This is a genomic window from Campylobacter sp. BCW_6467 (genome assembly GCF_001762855.1).
Classification (GTDB): domain Bacteria; phylum Campylobacterota; class Campylobacteria; order Campylobacterales; family Campylobacteraceae; genus Campylobacter_D; species Campylobacter_D jejuni.
In genome coordinates, this window is sequence record NZ_MJXP01000038.1 from 1 (window position 1) to 15,129 (window position 15,129).

Below are 15,129 nucleotides of genomic sequence, written 5' to 3' on the forward strand. Positions count from 1 at the left end.
TTTATAGGCGTATTTTACTAGATCTTGTAGAATATTCTTTAGATTATCAAGATAAAATGCAAATAAACGATATAAAAACGACTTTTTTAGTCAATTTTCTTAATTATTTAGAAAATAATTCAAAAAATGGCAATAAACTATCAAAAAAAAACAAAAATAACTTATTTGAGAGTATTAACTAGCTTTTTTTCTTTTATAAGCGATAATAATGATGATTTGTTTGTTTTTTCCTTTGATATGAAGAAAATTAGATTTAGAACAGAAAAATCAGAAGAAAAATTAAATTATCTTAATGAAAATGAAATTATAAGGCTAAATAATGTTTTAGAGAAAGAAAAAGCAAAAAAAGAAGTTTACAATAGTTTTAGAAATTCTTTACTGATAAAACTTATGCTTTATGGAGGACTTAGAATTTCTGAAGCTTTAAATGTAAAACTTTGTGATTTTGAAGAGGTTGATGATGAAATATTAAAAATATCCATAATAGGCAAGGGCGGTAAAGAACAATTTGCATTTATTAAAAAAGAAGAAGTAGATGATGAGCTTGAATATTTTAAAGAAAATATCCAAGATAGTGATTACATAATGCAAACTAGCACAGGAAAACATTTAAATAGAAGCAATGCTTTTTTGATTGTAAATAATATTTATGCTAAAGCTTTGATCAGTAAAAAAGGACTTCATTTGCTTAGACACACTTTAGCCATGAGATTAACAGCCAAAGGAACAAACCTTGTGGTCATACAAAAAATTCTAAGACATGCAAATCTAAATACTACTACTATATATGCCAAAGCAACAAATGATACAATAAAAGCTGCGTTATTGAATAATTAATTTTTCTAAAATTGAGTATTTACATAGACTTCTTTTTGAAGTCTATGCTGTAAATCTTTCTAATAAAAGTTTAGGTTCTCCGCCAAGTATTTTGATGAAATTTGCAATTCTTGATTGTATCATTTCTACGGAATACATACTTCCTAAACCGCCTAAAGCATAAAATAATTCTTTGAAAATGTCTTCTTTGTTAAATTCAAGTTCTTCTATATCAATAAGATCAGGAGTTTGGCTACCTTTTTGTAATTCTTGATATATTTCAACCAAAATATTAATTCTTTCTGGATTATTTTTAGTTTTTAGATAAGAATTTAAGTGTATTATTAGGGTTTTTATGAGTTTTTCTCTATTTTCTTTATTTTCAACCCCCCCCCACCATAAGCACTTCTTTTGTATTTTCTTTTTTCATATTATTCCTTTCAAATTGTCAACATAATCACTCCACCATTGCATTAAGAGCTTCCTATCGTTTAGCCTTAAACTTCTATTATAAGCAGCTTTAACATTATTTCTTTCACGATGATCTAAGCATAACTCTATAACTTCACTATCTTGCCCATGCAAATTTTTAAATTCATAGAGCAAGGTTGAAGCTGTTGTTCTAAAACCATGAAAAACCATTTCATCGCCAAAGCCTAATCTTTTGATGGCTTGATTTAATGTGTTTTCACTCATAGTTTTGGATTTGCTTATATCACTTGGAAAAACATATTTTGAATTGTGGAATGAAAAAGGTTTGATAAATTCAAACAACTTGATCACGCTTTCACTTAGTGGTACAATAAAATCTTCACCCCCTTTCATTTTATTTGCAGGTATAATTATCTTTAAATTTTTAAAATCTATTTCACTCCATTCTAAATTTCTGATATTAGCGCTTCGCAAAAACAAATATGGGCTGATTTGCAAGGCTACTTTTGTGAATATATTTCCATTATAATTTTCTATTGCTAATAGTAACTCTTTAAATCTTTCTTCTTTTGTGATAGCTCTAAGATTTTGTTTTTTAGGCGAGCCATAAAGAGCTTTCATGTCTAAAGTTAAAATATTGCTATTTTCTATATATTCTTTATTTATGGCATACATTAACATTTTTTTTAAACCCAAGAAGACTCTTTTTATAGTTTCGAGTTTACCTTCTACATAAAGTTTATCAAGAATAAGAAGTATATCATTTTTGGCAAGTTCATTAATATGTTTGTCTTCGTATTTAGAAATAATATGAGTTTTTAATCTCTTCGATAAATTATAAGAAGTATTATTTTTATAAAAAACTTGACTCCATTCATTAAAAACTTCTTTTAGGGTTTTTGATTTTTGTATATCTTCTTTTTGAATTTGTTCTTTGGGATCGATTTTTTCAGCTAACATATTATTAAAAATATTTGCTTTTTCTCTTGCACTTGACAATGTAGTTGTTGGATATTTTCCTATTTTAATGCTTTGTATTTTTTTATTTAACCTATATCTAAAATAAAAAAAAGATAATAGTACCTTTTAAAGAACCTTTTGCTTCGATGTAGAGATTTTTGGTGCACGCATCTTTAATGTATGTTCTTTTTTCTACGATTAAATTTTTAAGCTGTTTATCGTTGACAATAACCATTTTATAATATTCCTATGTTAAAAAGTATATGTTATTTTTGAATTTTAAAATTTAACATACACTATAACATATACTTTTAAAATTGTCAATCCTGATAATTTAAGATAATTTAAGATAATTTGAGATAATTTAAAGTATGATTTTATCATATCTTAATTGATAATTTTAGATTACTTAAGATTTCTTGGGATAATTTCAGAAAAGAAATAATGGTGCCCGAGGTCGGACTCGAACCGACACAAGGTTGCCCTTACCAGATTTTGAGTCTGGCGCGTCTACCAGTTTCACCACTCGGGCTCATTTTTAAGATTTAAAGCTAAAATTATACTTTTTTAGACTAAAAAATACTTTAAAAATAAAAAGTATTTTCAAAAAGATTATATAAAATTATGTAATTTAAATTTTTGGAACAGTTATTGCTTTTGTTTATTAGCAATGTTTGAAAAGATTTTAACTTTAATACTTTAGAGGAAAAAAATGAGAATTACAAATAAACTTAACTTCACAAATAGTGTGAATAATTCTATGGGCGGTCAAAGTGCTTTATATCAAATATCTCAACAACTTGCTTCAGGTTTAAAAATACAAAATTCATATGAAGATGCAAGCATTTATATAGATAATACGCGTCTTGAATATGAAATTAAAACATTAGAACAAGTAAAACAAGCAACAAACAGTGCAAAAGAAATGACTCAAAACAGCATGAAAGCTTTGCAAGATATGGTAAAACTTCTTGAAGATTTTAAAGTTAAAGTAACTCAAGCTGCAAGTGATGGGAACTCTCAAACTTCAAGGGAGGCTATAGCAAAAGAATTAGAACGCATAAAAGAGAGTATAGTTCAGCTTGCAAATACTAGCGTTAATGGTCAGTATCTTTTTGCAGGCTCACAAGTTGCAAATAAACCTTTTGATTCCAATGGTAATTATTATGGAGATAAAAATAATATCAATGTAGTAACTGGAGCTGGAACTGAAAGTCCTTATAATATACCTGGATGGGATTTATTTTTCAAAGCGGATGGAGACTATAAAAAACAAATTACTACTAATATCAGTTTTACAGATAATCGTTATACAGATAAAGATAAACAAGAATATTTAAACGGAGATTCTGCTTGGAAGCAGCTTATCGGGCAAAATTATGTAAAAGATGGAAAATTAGATCCCGATATAGATTTTGAAGATAAAGACCGAAAACTTAATTTTCCACCTTCAACACTCTATGTTCAAGGAACAAAACCAGATGGAACAAGCTTTAAAAGTGCAGTTTTAGTAAAACCAGATGATAAAATAGAAGATGTATTAGAGCAAATTGGCGCACTTTATGGCAACACTGCTAATAATAAAGTTGTAGAAGTAAGCATCAATAATAGTGGTCAAATTCAAATCACAGATTTAAAACAAGGCAATAATAAATTAGACTTTCATGCCGTAGCCTATACTCCACAAATGGACAAAACAGAAAGTTTCAAAGCAATGGAAAAATTTGTTAAGGATAATGATCTTAACATGGATAATGTTACCAATGCTGTTATGCAAGAGGCTATGAAAAATGGTGATATTACCAATCCAACTAGTCCAGTTACTATTAAGTTAACAGGAAAAGATGGAAAAGAGCAAGAGTTTACCTTTAGTTTAGCTCAAACTGATTTTATTAAAAGCAATATGACTGATTCAGCTGGCAACAAAGCCAATGGTGCAGATTATGATAATGTTTATTTTGAAAAAGATGGAAATACTGTTTATGGTAATGTTTCTCAAGTTATTAAAGGAAGTAATGCTTATGCAACTGATTCAACCAAACTTAGCGAGGTAATGGCAGGAAATAGTCTAAATGGTACTACTTTAAATTTAAAAGTCAATTCCAAAGGTGGAAATTCTTACGATGTTACCATAAATTTACAAACTTCAACTGTAAGCTATCCTGATCCTAATAATCCAGGTCAAACCATAAGTTTTCCTATAACCCATACTGATCCTGCAACTGGAAATAGTGGAGTTGTTACAGGATCAAATGATATTACTTATGGTCAAATCAATGATATTATAGGTATGTTTGCCGCAGATAAAATTCCAACCCAAAGCATAACAGCTGCAAATGGAAAAGTTGATGCAAATGGTTATAATAGTTTACAACAACTCATGAAAGATTCTCAAGCTACTGTTGATGTAAGTATGGATTATAAAGGTCGCATTAGCGTTACCGATAAGCTATCCTCAGGAACCAACATAGGAATTTCTTTAAGTGATTCTCAAAGTGGACATTTTCCGCAACCACCTTATACCACAACTGCGCAAGTAGAGAATGGTCCAAATTTTAGTTTTAGTGCCAATAATGCTTTAGTTATAGATGAACCAAATGTTGATCTTATAAAAGATTTAGATACTATGATAGATGCGGTTTTAAGTGGTAATATGAGAGCCGATGGAAATTCGGCCGATCCAAGAAATACCGGAATGCAAGGAGCTTTAGAAAGACTCGATCATTTAGCAGATCATATCAGCAAGCTTAATACAACCATGGGAGCTTATCATAATACTATAGATGGTGTCAATACTCGAGTAAATTTCTTAAGCGTAAATGTGCAAAGCATTAAGTCAAATGTTATTGATGTAGATTATGGTGAAGCTATGATGAATTTAATGCAAGTTCAACTTGCATATCAAGCTTCTCTTAAGGCTAGTACAACAATTTCTCAACTTAGCTTATTAAATTATATGTAAAAATTTATGGTATAATTTGGCTTTGATTTTATTTTTAAGGAAAGAATATTAAAAAAGAAGCCATTTTTACCAGCTCTACACTTGTTATTTTTTATATTTGTCTTTGTATGCTAGCACCTAGCATGGGAGAATGGGTTTACAAGGCTAATTTATTTTTATTTGGAGAATTTGGGTATTATTATCCATTTTTTTTACTTGTGTTAAATTATCTTTACTATAGAAAAAATTATAAAATAGAAAATTTTAAGCGTAGAGAGCTTTTTGGTTTTTCTTTGGCCTTTTTTTCTACTTTGCTTTTATTTTCTGTCTTTTATAGAGAGTTTGGGTATATTTTAGAAATTGTATATGGATTTTTTTCTATAATCTTAGGACATACAGGGAGTGGAATTTTTGCTCTTTTACTTTTGCTATTTTCTTTGATCTTATTGTTTCCGAAATTTGCAAAAGAAATTTTAAAAAAAGAATTAGATTTTACTTTTTTATTAAAAGTAGAGCAAGCTTTTAAATCTTTACTTATGCGTGTATTTGGCGGAGAAAATGAGAAAGAAGATGTAGGTAAATCAGAACCTATGGCTCCAAAATTAAATATTTTGCAAGATAGTATTTATGAGAATTTGCAAATAAATAAAAAAGAAAAAACCAATAACTTAGAACAGATAATCAAAGATTGCAATATCAATGCAAGTAAAAATTCAATTACCACAGCTAAGGAAAACTTTGAAAAACTAAAAAATCAAATTTTAGATGAAACCATAGAGATTGATACACAAAGCTTAAAAGAATCAAGAAGTTTTGTTTATGAGCATTCTCAACAAGTGCGAAATTTCGCACAAAAGGCTAGCAAAATGAGCATTAGCCTTGATGAAGATTTTAATTTTATTTCAGAAGAAGGGGTAGATATGATTCCTGAACGTTTTTTAAAACCTAAAAAACTTGAAGATATAAAGCAAATAGATACAAATAAAAATTTAGATGAGCCAAGTTATAAGCGTAAAAATATTGAAATTCCAGTTTCTAAACAGGAAGTTAAACCAAAAATTTTCACAAAAGAGCTTGAACTTAGAGAGAATTTGATAAAAAAAGAAAAACTAGAACAAGAATACAAAGCCTATCAAAATGAAATTTTAGAAAATAAAGTAAAACAAGAAATTAAAAAATTAGAAGAATATGATGCGATAAATTCAAGCAATATTATAGAAGGGAATAAATACAGTTTTAATAACTCAAAGACAATCAAAACAGAAACAGAAGAATCAAACAAAATAAATGAAAATAAAAATCCAGATAAAGCAGACAATATCTTCGAATTTACTCCTATTGTAGAAGAGTTAAATCATCCTTATATAGAACCTACTCCTATAAAAAATATAAATGAAATAGTTATAGAAGAAAAAAATACACTCGATTTTATCCAAAATACAGAAATTAAAATCGATAATGAAAAAACAAATGAACAAGAAATTAAACTTCAAAAAGCAGTTTTAGCCAAAGAAATTGCTATTAACCAAGCTTTATTGCGTGAAATAGAGCAGGGTGAGATAGAAAAACCAAAAGATTTCACCTTGCCACCATTAGATTTTTTAGCTAATCCAAAAGAGCATAGACAAGAAATCAATGAAAGTGAAATAGATAAAAAAATTTATAATCTTCTTGAAAAGTTGCGTCGTTTTAAAATAGGTGGCGATGTTATAAGCACTTATGTTGGTCCTGTGGTAACTACTTTCGAATTTCGTCCTAGCGCAGATGTGAAAGTAAGTCGTATTTTAAATTTACAAGATGATTTAACTATGGCTTTAATGGCAAAATCAATCCGTATTCAAGCTCCAATACCAGGAAAAGATGTTGTAGGCATAGAAGTCCCAAATGATGAAATTCAAACTATTTATCTAAGAGAAATTTTACAAAGCGAAGTTTTTAAAAATGCTAAAAGTCCTTTAACTATAGCTTTGGGCAAAGATATAGTAGGCAATGCTTTTGTAACCGATCTTAAAAAACTTCCGCATTTACTCATCGCAGGAACTACAGGTAGCGGTAAAAGTGTGGGGATAAATTCTATGCTTTTAAGTCTTTTATATCGTAACTCTCCTAAAACCTTGCGTTTGATGATGATAGATCCTAAGATGCTTGAATTTAGCATTTATAATGATATTCCTCATCTTTTAACTCCTGTTATCACAGATCCAAAAAAAGCAGTCAATGCACTTTCAAATATGGTGGCTGAAATGGAAAGACGCTATCGTTTAATGGCTGATGCAAAAACCAAAAATATAGAAAATTACAATGAGAAAATGAAAGAATTAGGTAGCGAAGAGCTCCCTTTTATTGTAGTAATTATTGATGAACTTGCTGATTTAATGATGACTGCGGGTAAAGATGTAGAATTTTATATAGGAAGACTTGCGCAAATGGCAAGAGCAAGTGGAATTCACTTGATTGTAGCTACGCAACGACCTTCTGTTGATGTTGTAACAGGGCTGATCAAAGCGAATTTGCCAAGTAGAATTTCTTATAAAGTAGGGCAAAAAATTGACTCTAAAGTTATTTTAGATGCTATGGGTGCTGAGAGTTTACTTGGAAGAGGGGATTGTTTATTTACTCCTCCTGGAACAAGCTCTATAGTGCGTTTGCATGCGCCTTTTGCAAGCGAATTTGAAATAGAAAAAATCGTGGATTTTCTAAAGGATCAACAAAGCGTAGAATATGATGAAAGCTTTTTAAAAGATCAGCAAAGCGTGGGTGTTACAACAAATGAAAGCTTTGATGGGGAAGTAGATGAGCTTTATGAAGAAGCCAAAAGAGTGATCTTAGAAGATGGAAAAACAAGCATTTCTTATTTGCAACGCCGTTTAAAAATCGGCTATAACCGCTCTGCAAATATTATTGAACAACTTACGCAAAACGGGATTTTAAGCGAACCTGATGCCAAAGGACAAAGGGAAATCTTGTAAGATTTTTCTTGTATTTTTGATATATAAAACTGATTACAAAAGAAGAAATTTAAAAAGAAAAAGCCCCGTAAAAAGGGCTTAAAAATTATTTATCTCTAAGATTTAATTCAGTAATTAACTTACTATAAGAATTATAATCTTTTCTTTTAAGATAAGATAAAAGTCTTTTTCTTTGACCTACAAGTTTTAGAAGTCCTAGTCTTGATGAAAAGTCTTTTTTGTAGATTTTTAAATGTTCTGTAAGTTCTGCAATTCTTGCAGTTAAAAGAGCTACTTGAACTTCTGTTGAACCAGTATCACCTGGTTTTTTAGCGAATTTCGCAACTATTTCTGCTTTTTTGGCCGAATCCAAAGCCATGATAGACCTCCTGATTGGTAAAATAATAAAATTAAAGAACTGTAATTTTATCTTAAAAAGCAAAAAATAAACTGAATTTATCCTTTTTAGAAGGTTTTGTCAAAATTTAAGTCTTTTTCTAAGAATTATTTATTATAATTACAGCTATTTCTATAGTTATAATAAGGAGAATCTGTGCTATTTACCAAAGCTAGCGAATACGCTTTACTTTCTTTAATTTATATTTCTCAAAAAGAAACACCTCAAGATGTAGATTCTTTAGCTTTAGAGCTTGATATTCCCAAAAGTTTTTTAGCTAAAATTTTACAAACTTTAGCTAAAGATGGTTTGTTAAAATCCTTTAAAGGGGCAAAAGGTGGTTTTGCATTAATCAAAGAACCAAATCAATATACTATAAAAGAAATTGTTAATAGTGCTGAAAAAAAGGATATCAGTGTATTTGAATGCAGTGGTGGTACTTGTCCAAATAATAAAGAAAAAAATTGCACCTTAATGCCTATGTTAGTAAATTTACAAAATAAAGTAGATGAATTTTTAGATTCTATTACTTTAGAAGATATTATGAAAAATAATGGCAAAAAATAAAATAGTCGATTTAGTTTTTCCTTTTTTGGGACCTTTAATTGCTCCTGTTTTAAAAGCTAAAAGCTTAACTATTGTTGGTTTTTTAGTTTGCATTTTAGCTATTATCATAGTTCCTTTACCAAGTCCTATTTTGGACTTTTTCTTAGCTTTAAGTATAGCTTTATCAGTATTAATTATTTTAATTTCTATTTATATACCTAAACCGACAGATTTAACAACTTTTCCAACTTTAATCTTGATTATTACTTTATTTAGACTTTCTTTAAATATAGCTACTACAAGGATGATTTTAAGCGAAGGGCAAAACGGCCCTGAAGCTGTGAGTGAGATTATAGCAGCATTTGGAGAATTTGTTGTTGGTGGAAATATGGTCATTGGTGTGATTGTATTTTGTATCTTAGTATTAATTAATTTCATGGTTGTAACAAAAGGTAGTACAAGGGTTTCTGAAGTACAAGCAAGATTTACACTTGATGCAATGCCGGGTAAACAAATGGCTATTGACGCGGATTTAAATGCGGGACTTATCGATGAACAAACCGCTAGAGCAAGACGTCAAGAAGTTATTGCTGAGGCAAACTTCTATGGTGCAATGGATGGTTCTTCTAAATTTATCAAAGGAGATGCTGTTGCAGGAATTATCATAACTATTATAAATATCATAGGTGGTTTTTTAATAGGATCTTTTCAGCACGATATGGCTTTAAGCGATGCTGCATCTACCTATACTATTTTAACCATAGGTGATGGACTTGTATCGCAAATTCCAGGGCTTATTACTTCTACTGCAACCGCTATAATTATCACTCGTGCAAGCAAAGATGAGGAAAATTTTGCAGAAGGAACTTTAACTCAACTTTTAAGTGAATATCGCACGCTTTTAATAGTAGGTTTTGTACTTTTTATCTTTGCGTTAGTGCCTGGTTTGCCAACTTTATCCTTGGGCTTTATGGCTTTAGTTTTTTTAAGTCTTGGCTATCTTACCAAGCAGGTTAAGGAAGGTAAAATTGATATAACCACAGTTAAAAAAAGCAAACCAAGTGCTGCAGCTGCATCTCAAAGTGGAGCAGGTGGGACAACGGCAGCGCCTGCTAAGAAAAGCGAAGAAGAAATTCTCAAAGAAGAAGAGCACAAGATTAACGACATACTCAAAGTTGAAATTTTAGAACTTGAACTTGGATACGGACTTATTAAGCTTGCTGAAAACGAACTTACAGAAAGAATTCGCTCAATGAGAAGAAGCATTGCTGAAAGTTTAGGATTTTTAATGCCAAAAATAAGAATAAGAGATAATTTAAGACTTAAACCAAATGAGTATAGTTTTAAACTCAAGGGCGTGTCTATAGCAAGTGCTGAAATTTATCCGGATAAATATTTAGCCATGGATAGTGGTTTTATCACAGAAGAGATAGAAGGGATTGCTACAAAAGAACCCGCTTTTAACTCTGATGCACTTTGGATTGATGCGAATTTAAAAGATGAAGCAACATTAAATGGCTATATAGTAATAGATCCTGCAAGTGTTATTTCAACACATATGAGCGAACTTATCAAAGCACACGCAAGCGAACTTCTCACACGCCAAGAGGTGCAAAATCTTCTTGATAAGGTTAAAAATGATTATCCAATCATTGTAGAAGGTGCTTTAGGTGTTGCACCTGTAAGTCTTATTCAAAAAATTCTCAAAGACTTGCTTAAGCATCACATACCAATTAAAGATATGCTTACTATTTTAGAATCTGTAAGCGATATAGCAGAAGTAAGCAAGAGTTTTGATATGATTATTGAACATGTAAGGGCGTCTTTAGCTAGGATGATTACAAATATGTATTTAGATGATAAAGGAAATTTGGATATTTTTATCTTAGACTCTGCTAGCTCTGCAGTTTTAATGGAAAATGTACAATTTAGAGATGGAAGTTATCACTTGCCTTTAAGTGTAGCTCAAACAGGCACTTTAGTAGATACTCTAAGGGCTGAAGTTGCCGCGGTAGCAAATGGTCGTATCAAGCCTTTTATACTTTGCGTTGAACCGCAACTTAGAAAATTCATTGCTGATATTTGTTATAATTTTAGCATTAATATAGTAGTGTTAAGTTTTGCAGAAATTGCAGAAAATACAAATTTTAATACCGAGGGTATTATTAGGATAGAACTTTAAGGAATATAATGAAAATTTATCATCTTTCGCACACAGATCTTGATGGTTATGCTTGTCAATTTGTAGTAAATTTTTATTTTAAAAATGTGAAATTTTATAATTCTAATTATGGTAAAGAAATTAATGAAAATTTTAACTCTATTATAGGCGATATAGAAAAAGATGAAAATTTCGGAAAAGCTATTATTCTAATAACAGATTTAAATTTAAATTTAAATCAATGCGAAGAATTTGAAAAAATTTGTAAAGAGAAAAATATTAAAATTTTTCTTCTTGATCATCATCAGAGTGGTGAAGAATGCGCTCAAAAATATTCTTGGTATTTACTTGATTCTAAAAGATGTGCAACTAAAATCGTTTATGATTTTTTCTCTAAAATCTGCACCCCAGTTTTAAAACTTTCAAAATTTGTTGATGTAGTTAATGCTGTTGATATTTGGCTAAGCGAGGATGAAAATTTTGAACTTGGAAAGGTTTTTTTAGGCTTGATTGCCAATGCAAAAGAAATAAATCGCGTGATGTTTAAAGAATCGCAAATTGATTATATGTTTTTCTTGCTTGATAAGGCTTGGAAATTTATAGGAAAAGAAAATGCGAATATTTTACTCGATAATGCTACTCATTTTATAAAAAAGGATTATTTTGCCAGAAAAAATGATGATACTCTTTCTAATTTAATTTCTTATTTTGTAGTTGAAAAACTAAGTGAGCTAAAAGAAAATTTCAGTATAGAATATGAAGGCCATAAAGGCATCTTAACTTCAAATATAGGCAATACTTCTGTTATTGGAAATGATTTTTTAGTAAAAAATCCTGATTATGACTTTTTTATTGATGTTAGTTCTAGAAAAACCTTAAGTTTTCGTGCAAATGGAAAAATAGATGTAAGTTTAATGGCTAAAAATTTAGTAGGTGGTGGTGGACATAAAAATGCTAGTGGTGGACTTTTTGCGACATTTAAAGATGGAGCAAATTATAATCATATTAAGGCTCAAATTATTGATTTAATTAAAAGCAAAGAACTTAAAAAGGAAAACAATGAATCAAAACAATAATAAAACCTTAAAAAATGAACTAGAAGATTTACAATATGAGCTTAGCATAGTTTTAGAAGCTATGCTTTTATACGCTGGAGTTAAAAGAGAAAAATTAGAAAATGCAATAGAAGCTTATATCGATAATATAGATAATGTGCTCGAAAATTCGAACAAAGAAGGGGTTGATGAAATTTTAGAAGTCGTGGAATTTCTAAAAAATAAATACAAAGATTTTTTTCAATGAAAAAGTGTATTTTATTTTTTTTTAGTTTATATTCTTTAAGTTTTGCTAATATTTACGAAAAATTAAATGATTTTGCTTATGAAAAAAAACCGAACAAAGATTTTAAGATTCAAGAAGTTAAATTAGTACAATTTTCGCAAGAAAATAAAGATTGCCTTGAGCTTTTAATAGAAGCTGGTCAAGTTAGAATTTTAAATAGCTATAACTCTTGTCAAAAATTATCTAAAGATAAAAGTTTTCAAAAATTTCTTAATGAAGATTTTTTAAAACTTTATAAAAATAATGGATACTTGATTAATGAAAATTTACAAAATTTGAAAAATACCATGCAGGATATTATGATATATTATAAACTCCGATATTCTTTTAGTAAAGATGTAAAAGATATGAGTAAAGATAAGAATTTGGATGTTTTAAATATAGATGAAAAAGATGGCGGTACTTTGCTTTATAAAATCAACAATCAAGCTTGCGTTGGAATAGAACTTACAAGACATGACTCAAGAATGGCTATGAAAATATACGGAATAGAAAATTTGGATAAAGAGTGCAAACTATTTATCCAATCGCCTTCTTTTAAAGATCTTTCTTACACAAAAAAAGATTTTAAGTGGTATTATTTAGAATAAATAAATGCTTTAATTTTTAAATAAAAATTTTTAAAAATCGCACTTAAAGTAAAAGTATCTTGCCTTCCAAGATTTTGAAAAACGCAGTTATCTAAGTCTTTTTTTTCTTGAATGCTTAAATTTTTCATTAAACCAACCTTTAAAAATATTGCAAGTTTCAATTTTATCAAAAAAAACTTTATTTTTATTTTAAAGTTTTAATTATAAGGCAAATAAATATTGTTTTAAGAATTTGAAGTTTTTTATTGAAATATTATTAACTTTTATTGACTTTTTTGAAGCAAAGTTATATACTGAATTCGAATTAGACAAATTTAAGGAGGAAAAATGATGAATAAATTTTCTATAGTTTTAACTTTGTTGTTATGTGGAAGTTGTGCTTTAGCCTTAGATCCAAATTTGGAAAAAACTAAGAGTGCAACAGGTATTGATCTACCTACTGCCAAATGGAATTTACCTAAGGCTTTAAATGAAGATGGTACTATAGATGAAACTAAAATGCCAAAAAATTCAGAATATAGCAAAATGGTTATTTTGGGAAATAAAATTCTTAATGAAACAAGTAAATATGTAGGTCCACAGGCCAAAGATCCTAAAAAAAGATTTGCGGGAAATAATCTTTCTTGTTCAAGTTGCCATGCTAATGGTGGAAGTGTACAAAATCAATCAGGTTTTGTAGGAATTTGGGCAAGATTTCCACAATATAATGCCAGAGGAGATAAAGTAATTACCTTAGCAGATAGGATCAATGGCTGTTTTGAACGCTCTATGAATGGCAAAAGAATGCCTAGTGATGCGCCTGAAATGAAAGCCGTGCTAACTTATATGCAATGGTTATCTCAAGGAGTTCCAGTAGGAGCTAAGATAGAAGGGCAGGGGCTTAAGAAGATAGATTTCATCTCGAGAGCAGCTGATCCTAAAAAAGGTAAGGCAATTTATATGGATAAATGTGCCGTTTGTCATCAAGAAAATGGATTAGGGCTTAAAAATGAGGATAGTGCAGGGGCGTATTATCTTTATCCACCACTTTGGGGCAATGATAGTTATAATACAGGAGCTGGAATGTATCGTCTTATCAAAGCTGCTTCTTATATTAAAGAAAATATGCCTCAAGGTGCGCCTGACTTAAGTCTTGAAGATGCTTATGATGTAGCAGCTTACATGAATTCACAAGCTCGTCCTATTAAAGCAAATAGAGATAAAGACTTTCCAGATAGAAAGGTTAAGCCTTTAGATATGGATGTAGGACCTTATGATGATAGCTTTTCTACAACCCAACATCGCTATGGACCTTATACAAATATGATCAAAAAATAATTTTAAGGCAATTTTTATTGCCTTAAAAAATTTATTATTTCATATTGCTTAATTTTTTAACTAGATCTTCTAAATCTTGCATCGAATTGATTGCACTTGGGTTAATTTGATATTTTCCATTAACAACAAAAGCAGGGGTGCCATAGGTTTTAGCTATATCATTAGCTCTTTGAAACTCGCTTAAAATTTCTTTAGCTTTTGGGGTATTTAAAAAATTTAATACTTCATTTTTATTTACATTCATAGCCTTTAAACCTATGTCGTAAAATTCATCTAAATTCGAAAAATTTCTTTGCTTGTTTAAAAAATAAGAAACAAAATAAACATCAGCAAGTTTATGAGATAAACTATCAGAATAACTCGCGTCTTTACCATTTTGCTCATCTTTGTATTGAGCAAAGGCAAAAAGCTCATTCATTTCTTTGGAAAAATCTCCATTCATTAAACTTACAGGATAGAGTTTAAAATGTAAATTTGGAAAAGCTTCTCTTAGTTTTTCAAGGGTTCCAAATTTATGATGATTATAACAATGTATACATTTATAAGAAAATGCTTCTATTACACTATTTTCGGAGTTGGGTAAATTTGGATTAAGAGTAATAAAACTATTATTTGCTAACGCAAAACTTGAGCAAAATACAAGCGCTAAAACAAATTTGCAAAAAAAATTACGCATACTA

Annotated in this window: 15 protein-coding genes, 1 tRNA gene and 1 pseudogene; 10 read left to right on the forward strand and 7 right to left on the reverse strand. The window is 29.6% G+C overall.

Going from position 1 to position 15,129, the window contains the following annotated elements; all coding sequences use genetic code 11:
* A pseudogene (locus AJ888_RS09635) lies at positions 1-182 on the forward strand (hypothetical protein); the annotation flags it as partial.
* A 55-nt stretch (positions 183-237) separates the two neighbouring features.
* Positions 238-837 (forward strand): tyrosine-type recombinase/integrase, encoded by a 600-nt coding sequence (locus AJ888_RS05025; protein WP_079744356.1) that lies wholly within the window; start codon positions 238-240, stop codon positions 835-837.
* Positions 838-879: 42 nt separating this feature from the next.
* Here the strand turns inward: AJ888_RS05025 and AJ888_RS05030 are convergent, their stop codons facing one another.
* From AJ888_RS05030 to AJ888_RS05040, 4 genes are all read right to left on the reverse strand, one after another.
* Positions 880-1,104 (reverse strand): hypothetical protein, encoded by a 225-nt coding sequence (locus AJ888_RS05030; protein WP_002861514.1) that lies wholly within the window; start codon positions 1,102-1,104, stop codon positions 880-882.
* 138 nt (positions 1,105-1,242) lie between these two features.
* Entirely contained in the window at positions 1,243-2,286 is a 1,044-nt protein-coding gene (locus AJ888_RS05035; protein WP_315968083.1) for a tyrosine-type recombinase/integrase, read from the reverse strand.
* A gap of 19 nt (positions 2,287-2,305) precedes the next feature.
* Entirely contained in the window at positions 2,306-2,443 is a 138-nt protein-coding gene (locus AJ888_RS09475; protein WP_002861512.1) for a hypothetical protein, read from the reverse strand.
* A 210-nt stretch (positions 2,444-2,653) separates the two neighbouring features.
* Positions 2,654-2,740, reverse strand: a tRNA-Leu gene (locus AJ888_RS05040).
* 180 nt (positions 2,741-2,920) lie between these two features.
* Between AJ888_RS05040 and flgL the strand changes: the two genes are divergently transcribed.
* Together flgL and AJ888_RS05050 are read left to right on the forward strand one after the other, a co-directional pair.
* On the forward strand, positions 2,921-5,170 hold the full coding sequence (gene flgL / locus AJ888_RS05045) for a flagellar hook-associated protein FlgL (RefSeq protein ID WP_002861511.1): 2,250 nt from the start codon (positions 2,921-2,923) through the stop codon (positions 5,168-5,170).
* Between the two features lie 107 nt (positions 5,171-5,277).
* A complete protein-coding gene (locus AJ888_RS05050; protein ID WP_002861510.1) occupies positions 5,278-8,118 on the forward strand; it encodes an FtsK/SpoIIIE family DNA translocase in 2,841 nt (946 codons plus the stop codon).
* Positions 8,119-8,203: 85 nt separating this feature from the next.
* Here AJ888_RS05050 and rpsO read toward each other — a convergent pair whose 3' ends face one another.
* On the reverse strand, positions 8,204-8,476 hold the full coding sequence (gene rpsO, locus AJ888_RS05055) for a 30S ribosomal protein S15 (protein WP_002852579.1): 273 nt from the start codon (positions 8,474-8,476) through the stop codon (positions 8,204-8,206).
* 174 nt (positions 8,477-8,650) lie between these two features.
* Between rpsO and AJ888_RS05060 the strand changes: the two genes are divergently transcribed.
* The 5 genes from AJ888_RS05060 to AJ888_RS05080 are packed head-to-tail and all read left to right on the forward strand — an operon-like array spanning position 8,651 to position 13,132.
* Positions 8,651-9,061 carry an Rrf2 family transcriptional regulator gene (locus AJ888_RS05060; RefSeq protein ID WP_002861509.1) on the forward strand — a complete coding sequence of 137 codons (411 nt, stop codon included), beginning with the start codon at positions 8,651-8,653 and terminating at the stop codon, positions 9,059-9,061.
* A complete protein-coding gene (gene flhA, locus AJ888_RS05065) occupies positions 9,048-11,222 on the forward strand; it encodes a flagellar biosynthesis protein FlhA (RefSeq protein WP_002852599.1) in 2,175 nt (724 codons plus the stop codon). The genes AJ888_RS05060 and flhA overlap by 14 nt, the downstream gene beginning before the upstream one ends.
* Positions 11,223-11,230: 8 nt before the next feature.
* Positions 11,231-12,277, forward strand: a complete 1,047-nt coding sequence (locus tag AJ888_RS05070; RefSeq protein ID WP_002861508.1) for a DHH family phosphoesterase — start codon at positions 11,231-11,233, stop codon at positions 12,275-12,277.
* Positions 12,261-12,503: a hypothetical protein gene (locus AJ888_RS05075; RefSeq protein WP_002852415.1), complete on the forward strand. Its 243-nt coding sequence runs from the start codon at positions 12,261-12,263 to the stop codon at positions 12,501-12,503. The genes AJ888_RS05070 and AJ888_RS05075 overlap by 17 nt, the downstream gene beginning before the upstream one ends.
* On the forward strand, positions 12,500-13,132 hold the full coding sequence (locus AJ888_RS05080) for a hypothetical protein (RefSeq protein ID WP_002861507.1): 633 nt from the start codon (positions 12,500-12,502) through the stop codon (positions 13,130-13,132). Before AJ888_RS05075 ends, AJ888_RS05080 begins: the two co-directional genes overlap by 4 nt.
* Here the strand turns inward: AJ888_RS05080 and AJ888_RS09215 are convergent.
* Complete coding sequence (locus AJ888_RS09215) at positions 13,120-13,260, reverse strand: hypothetical protein (RefSeq protein WP_002861506.1); 141 nt, start codon at positions 13,258-13,260, stop codon at positions 13,120-13,122. The two genes, AJ888_RS05080 and AJ888_RS09215, sit on opposite strands and share 13 nt — an antisense overlap.
* 202 nt (positions 13,261-13,462) lie before the next feature.
* Here AJ888_RS09215 and AJ888_RS05090 point away from each other — a divergent pair, with 202 nt between their 5' ends.
* A complete protein-coding gene (locus AJ888_RS05090) occupies positions 13,463-14,449 on the forward strand; it encodes a c-type cytochrome (protein WP_002861505.1) in 987 nt (328 codons plus the stop codon).
* A 34-nt stretch (positions 14,450-14,483) separates the two neighbouring features.
* Here AJ888_RS05090 and AJ888_RS05095 read toward each other — a convergent pair whose 3' ends face one another.
* On the reverse strand, positions 14,484-15,125 hold the full coding sequence (locus AJ888_RS05095; protein ID WP_002861504.1) for a thiol:disulfide interchange protein DsbA/DsbL: 642 nt from the start codon (positions 15,123-15,125) through the stop codon (positions 14,484-14,486).
* Between the last annotated feature and the right edge of the window lie 4 nt (positions 15,126-15,129).

Excerpts from the sequence above, each read along its gene's own strand:
- AJ888_RS05080 (WP_002861507.1), top strand. The coding sequence starts at position 12,500 with ATGAAAAAGTGTATTTTATTTTTTTTTAGTTTATATTCTTTAAGTTTT.
- AJ888_RS09215 (WP_002861506.1), bottom strand. The coding sequence starts at position 13,260 with ATGAAAAATTTAAGCATTCAAGAAAAAAAAGACTTAGATAACTGCGTT.
- AJ888_RS05025 (WP_079744356.1), top strand. The coding sequence starts at position 238 with ATGAAGAAAATTAGATTTAGAACAGAAAAATCAGAAGAAAAATTAAAT.
- rpsO (WP_002852579.1), bottom strand. The coding sequence starts at position 8,476 with ATGGCTTTGGATTCGGCCAAAAAAGCAGAAATAGTTGCGAAATTCGCT.
- AJ888_RS05090 (WP_002861505.1), top strand. The coding sequence starts at position 13,463 with ATGAATAAATTTTCTATAGTTTTAACTTTGTTGTTATGTGGAAGTTGT.
- AJ888_RS05070 (WP_002861508.1), top strand. The coding sequence starts at position 11,231 with ATGAAAATTTATCATCTTTCGCACACAGATCTTGATGGTTATGCTTGT.
- flhA (WP_002852599.1), top strand. The coding sequence starts at position 9,048 with ATGGCAAAAAATAAAATAGTCGATTTAGTTTTTCCTTTTTTGGGACCT.
- AJ888_RS05050 (WP_002861510.1), top strand. The coding sequence starts at position 5,278 with ATGCTAGCACCTAGCATGGGAGAATGGGTTTACAAGGCTAATTTATTT.
- AJ888_RS09475 (WP_002861512.1), bottom strand. The coding sequence starts at position 2,443 with ATGGTTATTGTCAACGATAAACAGCTTAAAAATTTAATCGTAGAAAAA.
- flgL (WP_002861511.1), top strand. The coding sequence starts at position 2,921 with ATGAGAATTACAAATAAACTTAACTTCACAAATAGTGTGAATAATTCT.
- AJ888_RS05095 (WP_002861504.1), bottom strand. The coding sequence starts at position 15,125 with ATGCGTAATTTTTTTTGCAAATTTGTTTTAGCGCTTGTATTTTGCTCA.
- AJ888_RS05075 (WP_002852415.1), top strand. The coding sequence starts at position 12,261 with ATGAATCAAAACAATAATAAAACCTTAAAAAATGAACTAGAAGATTTA.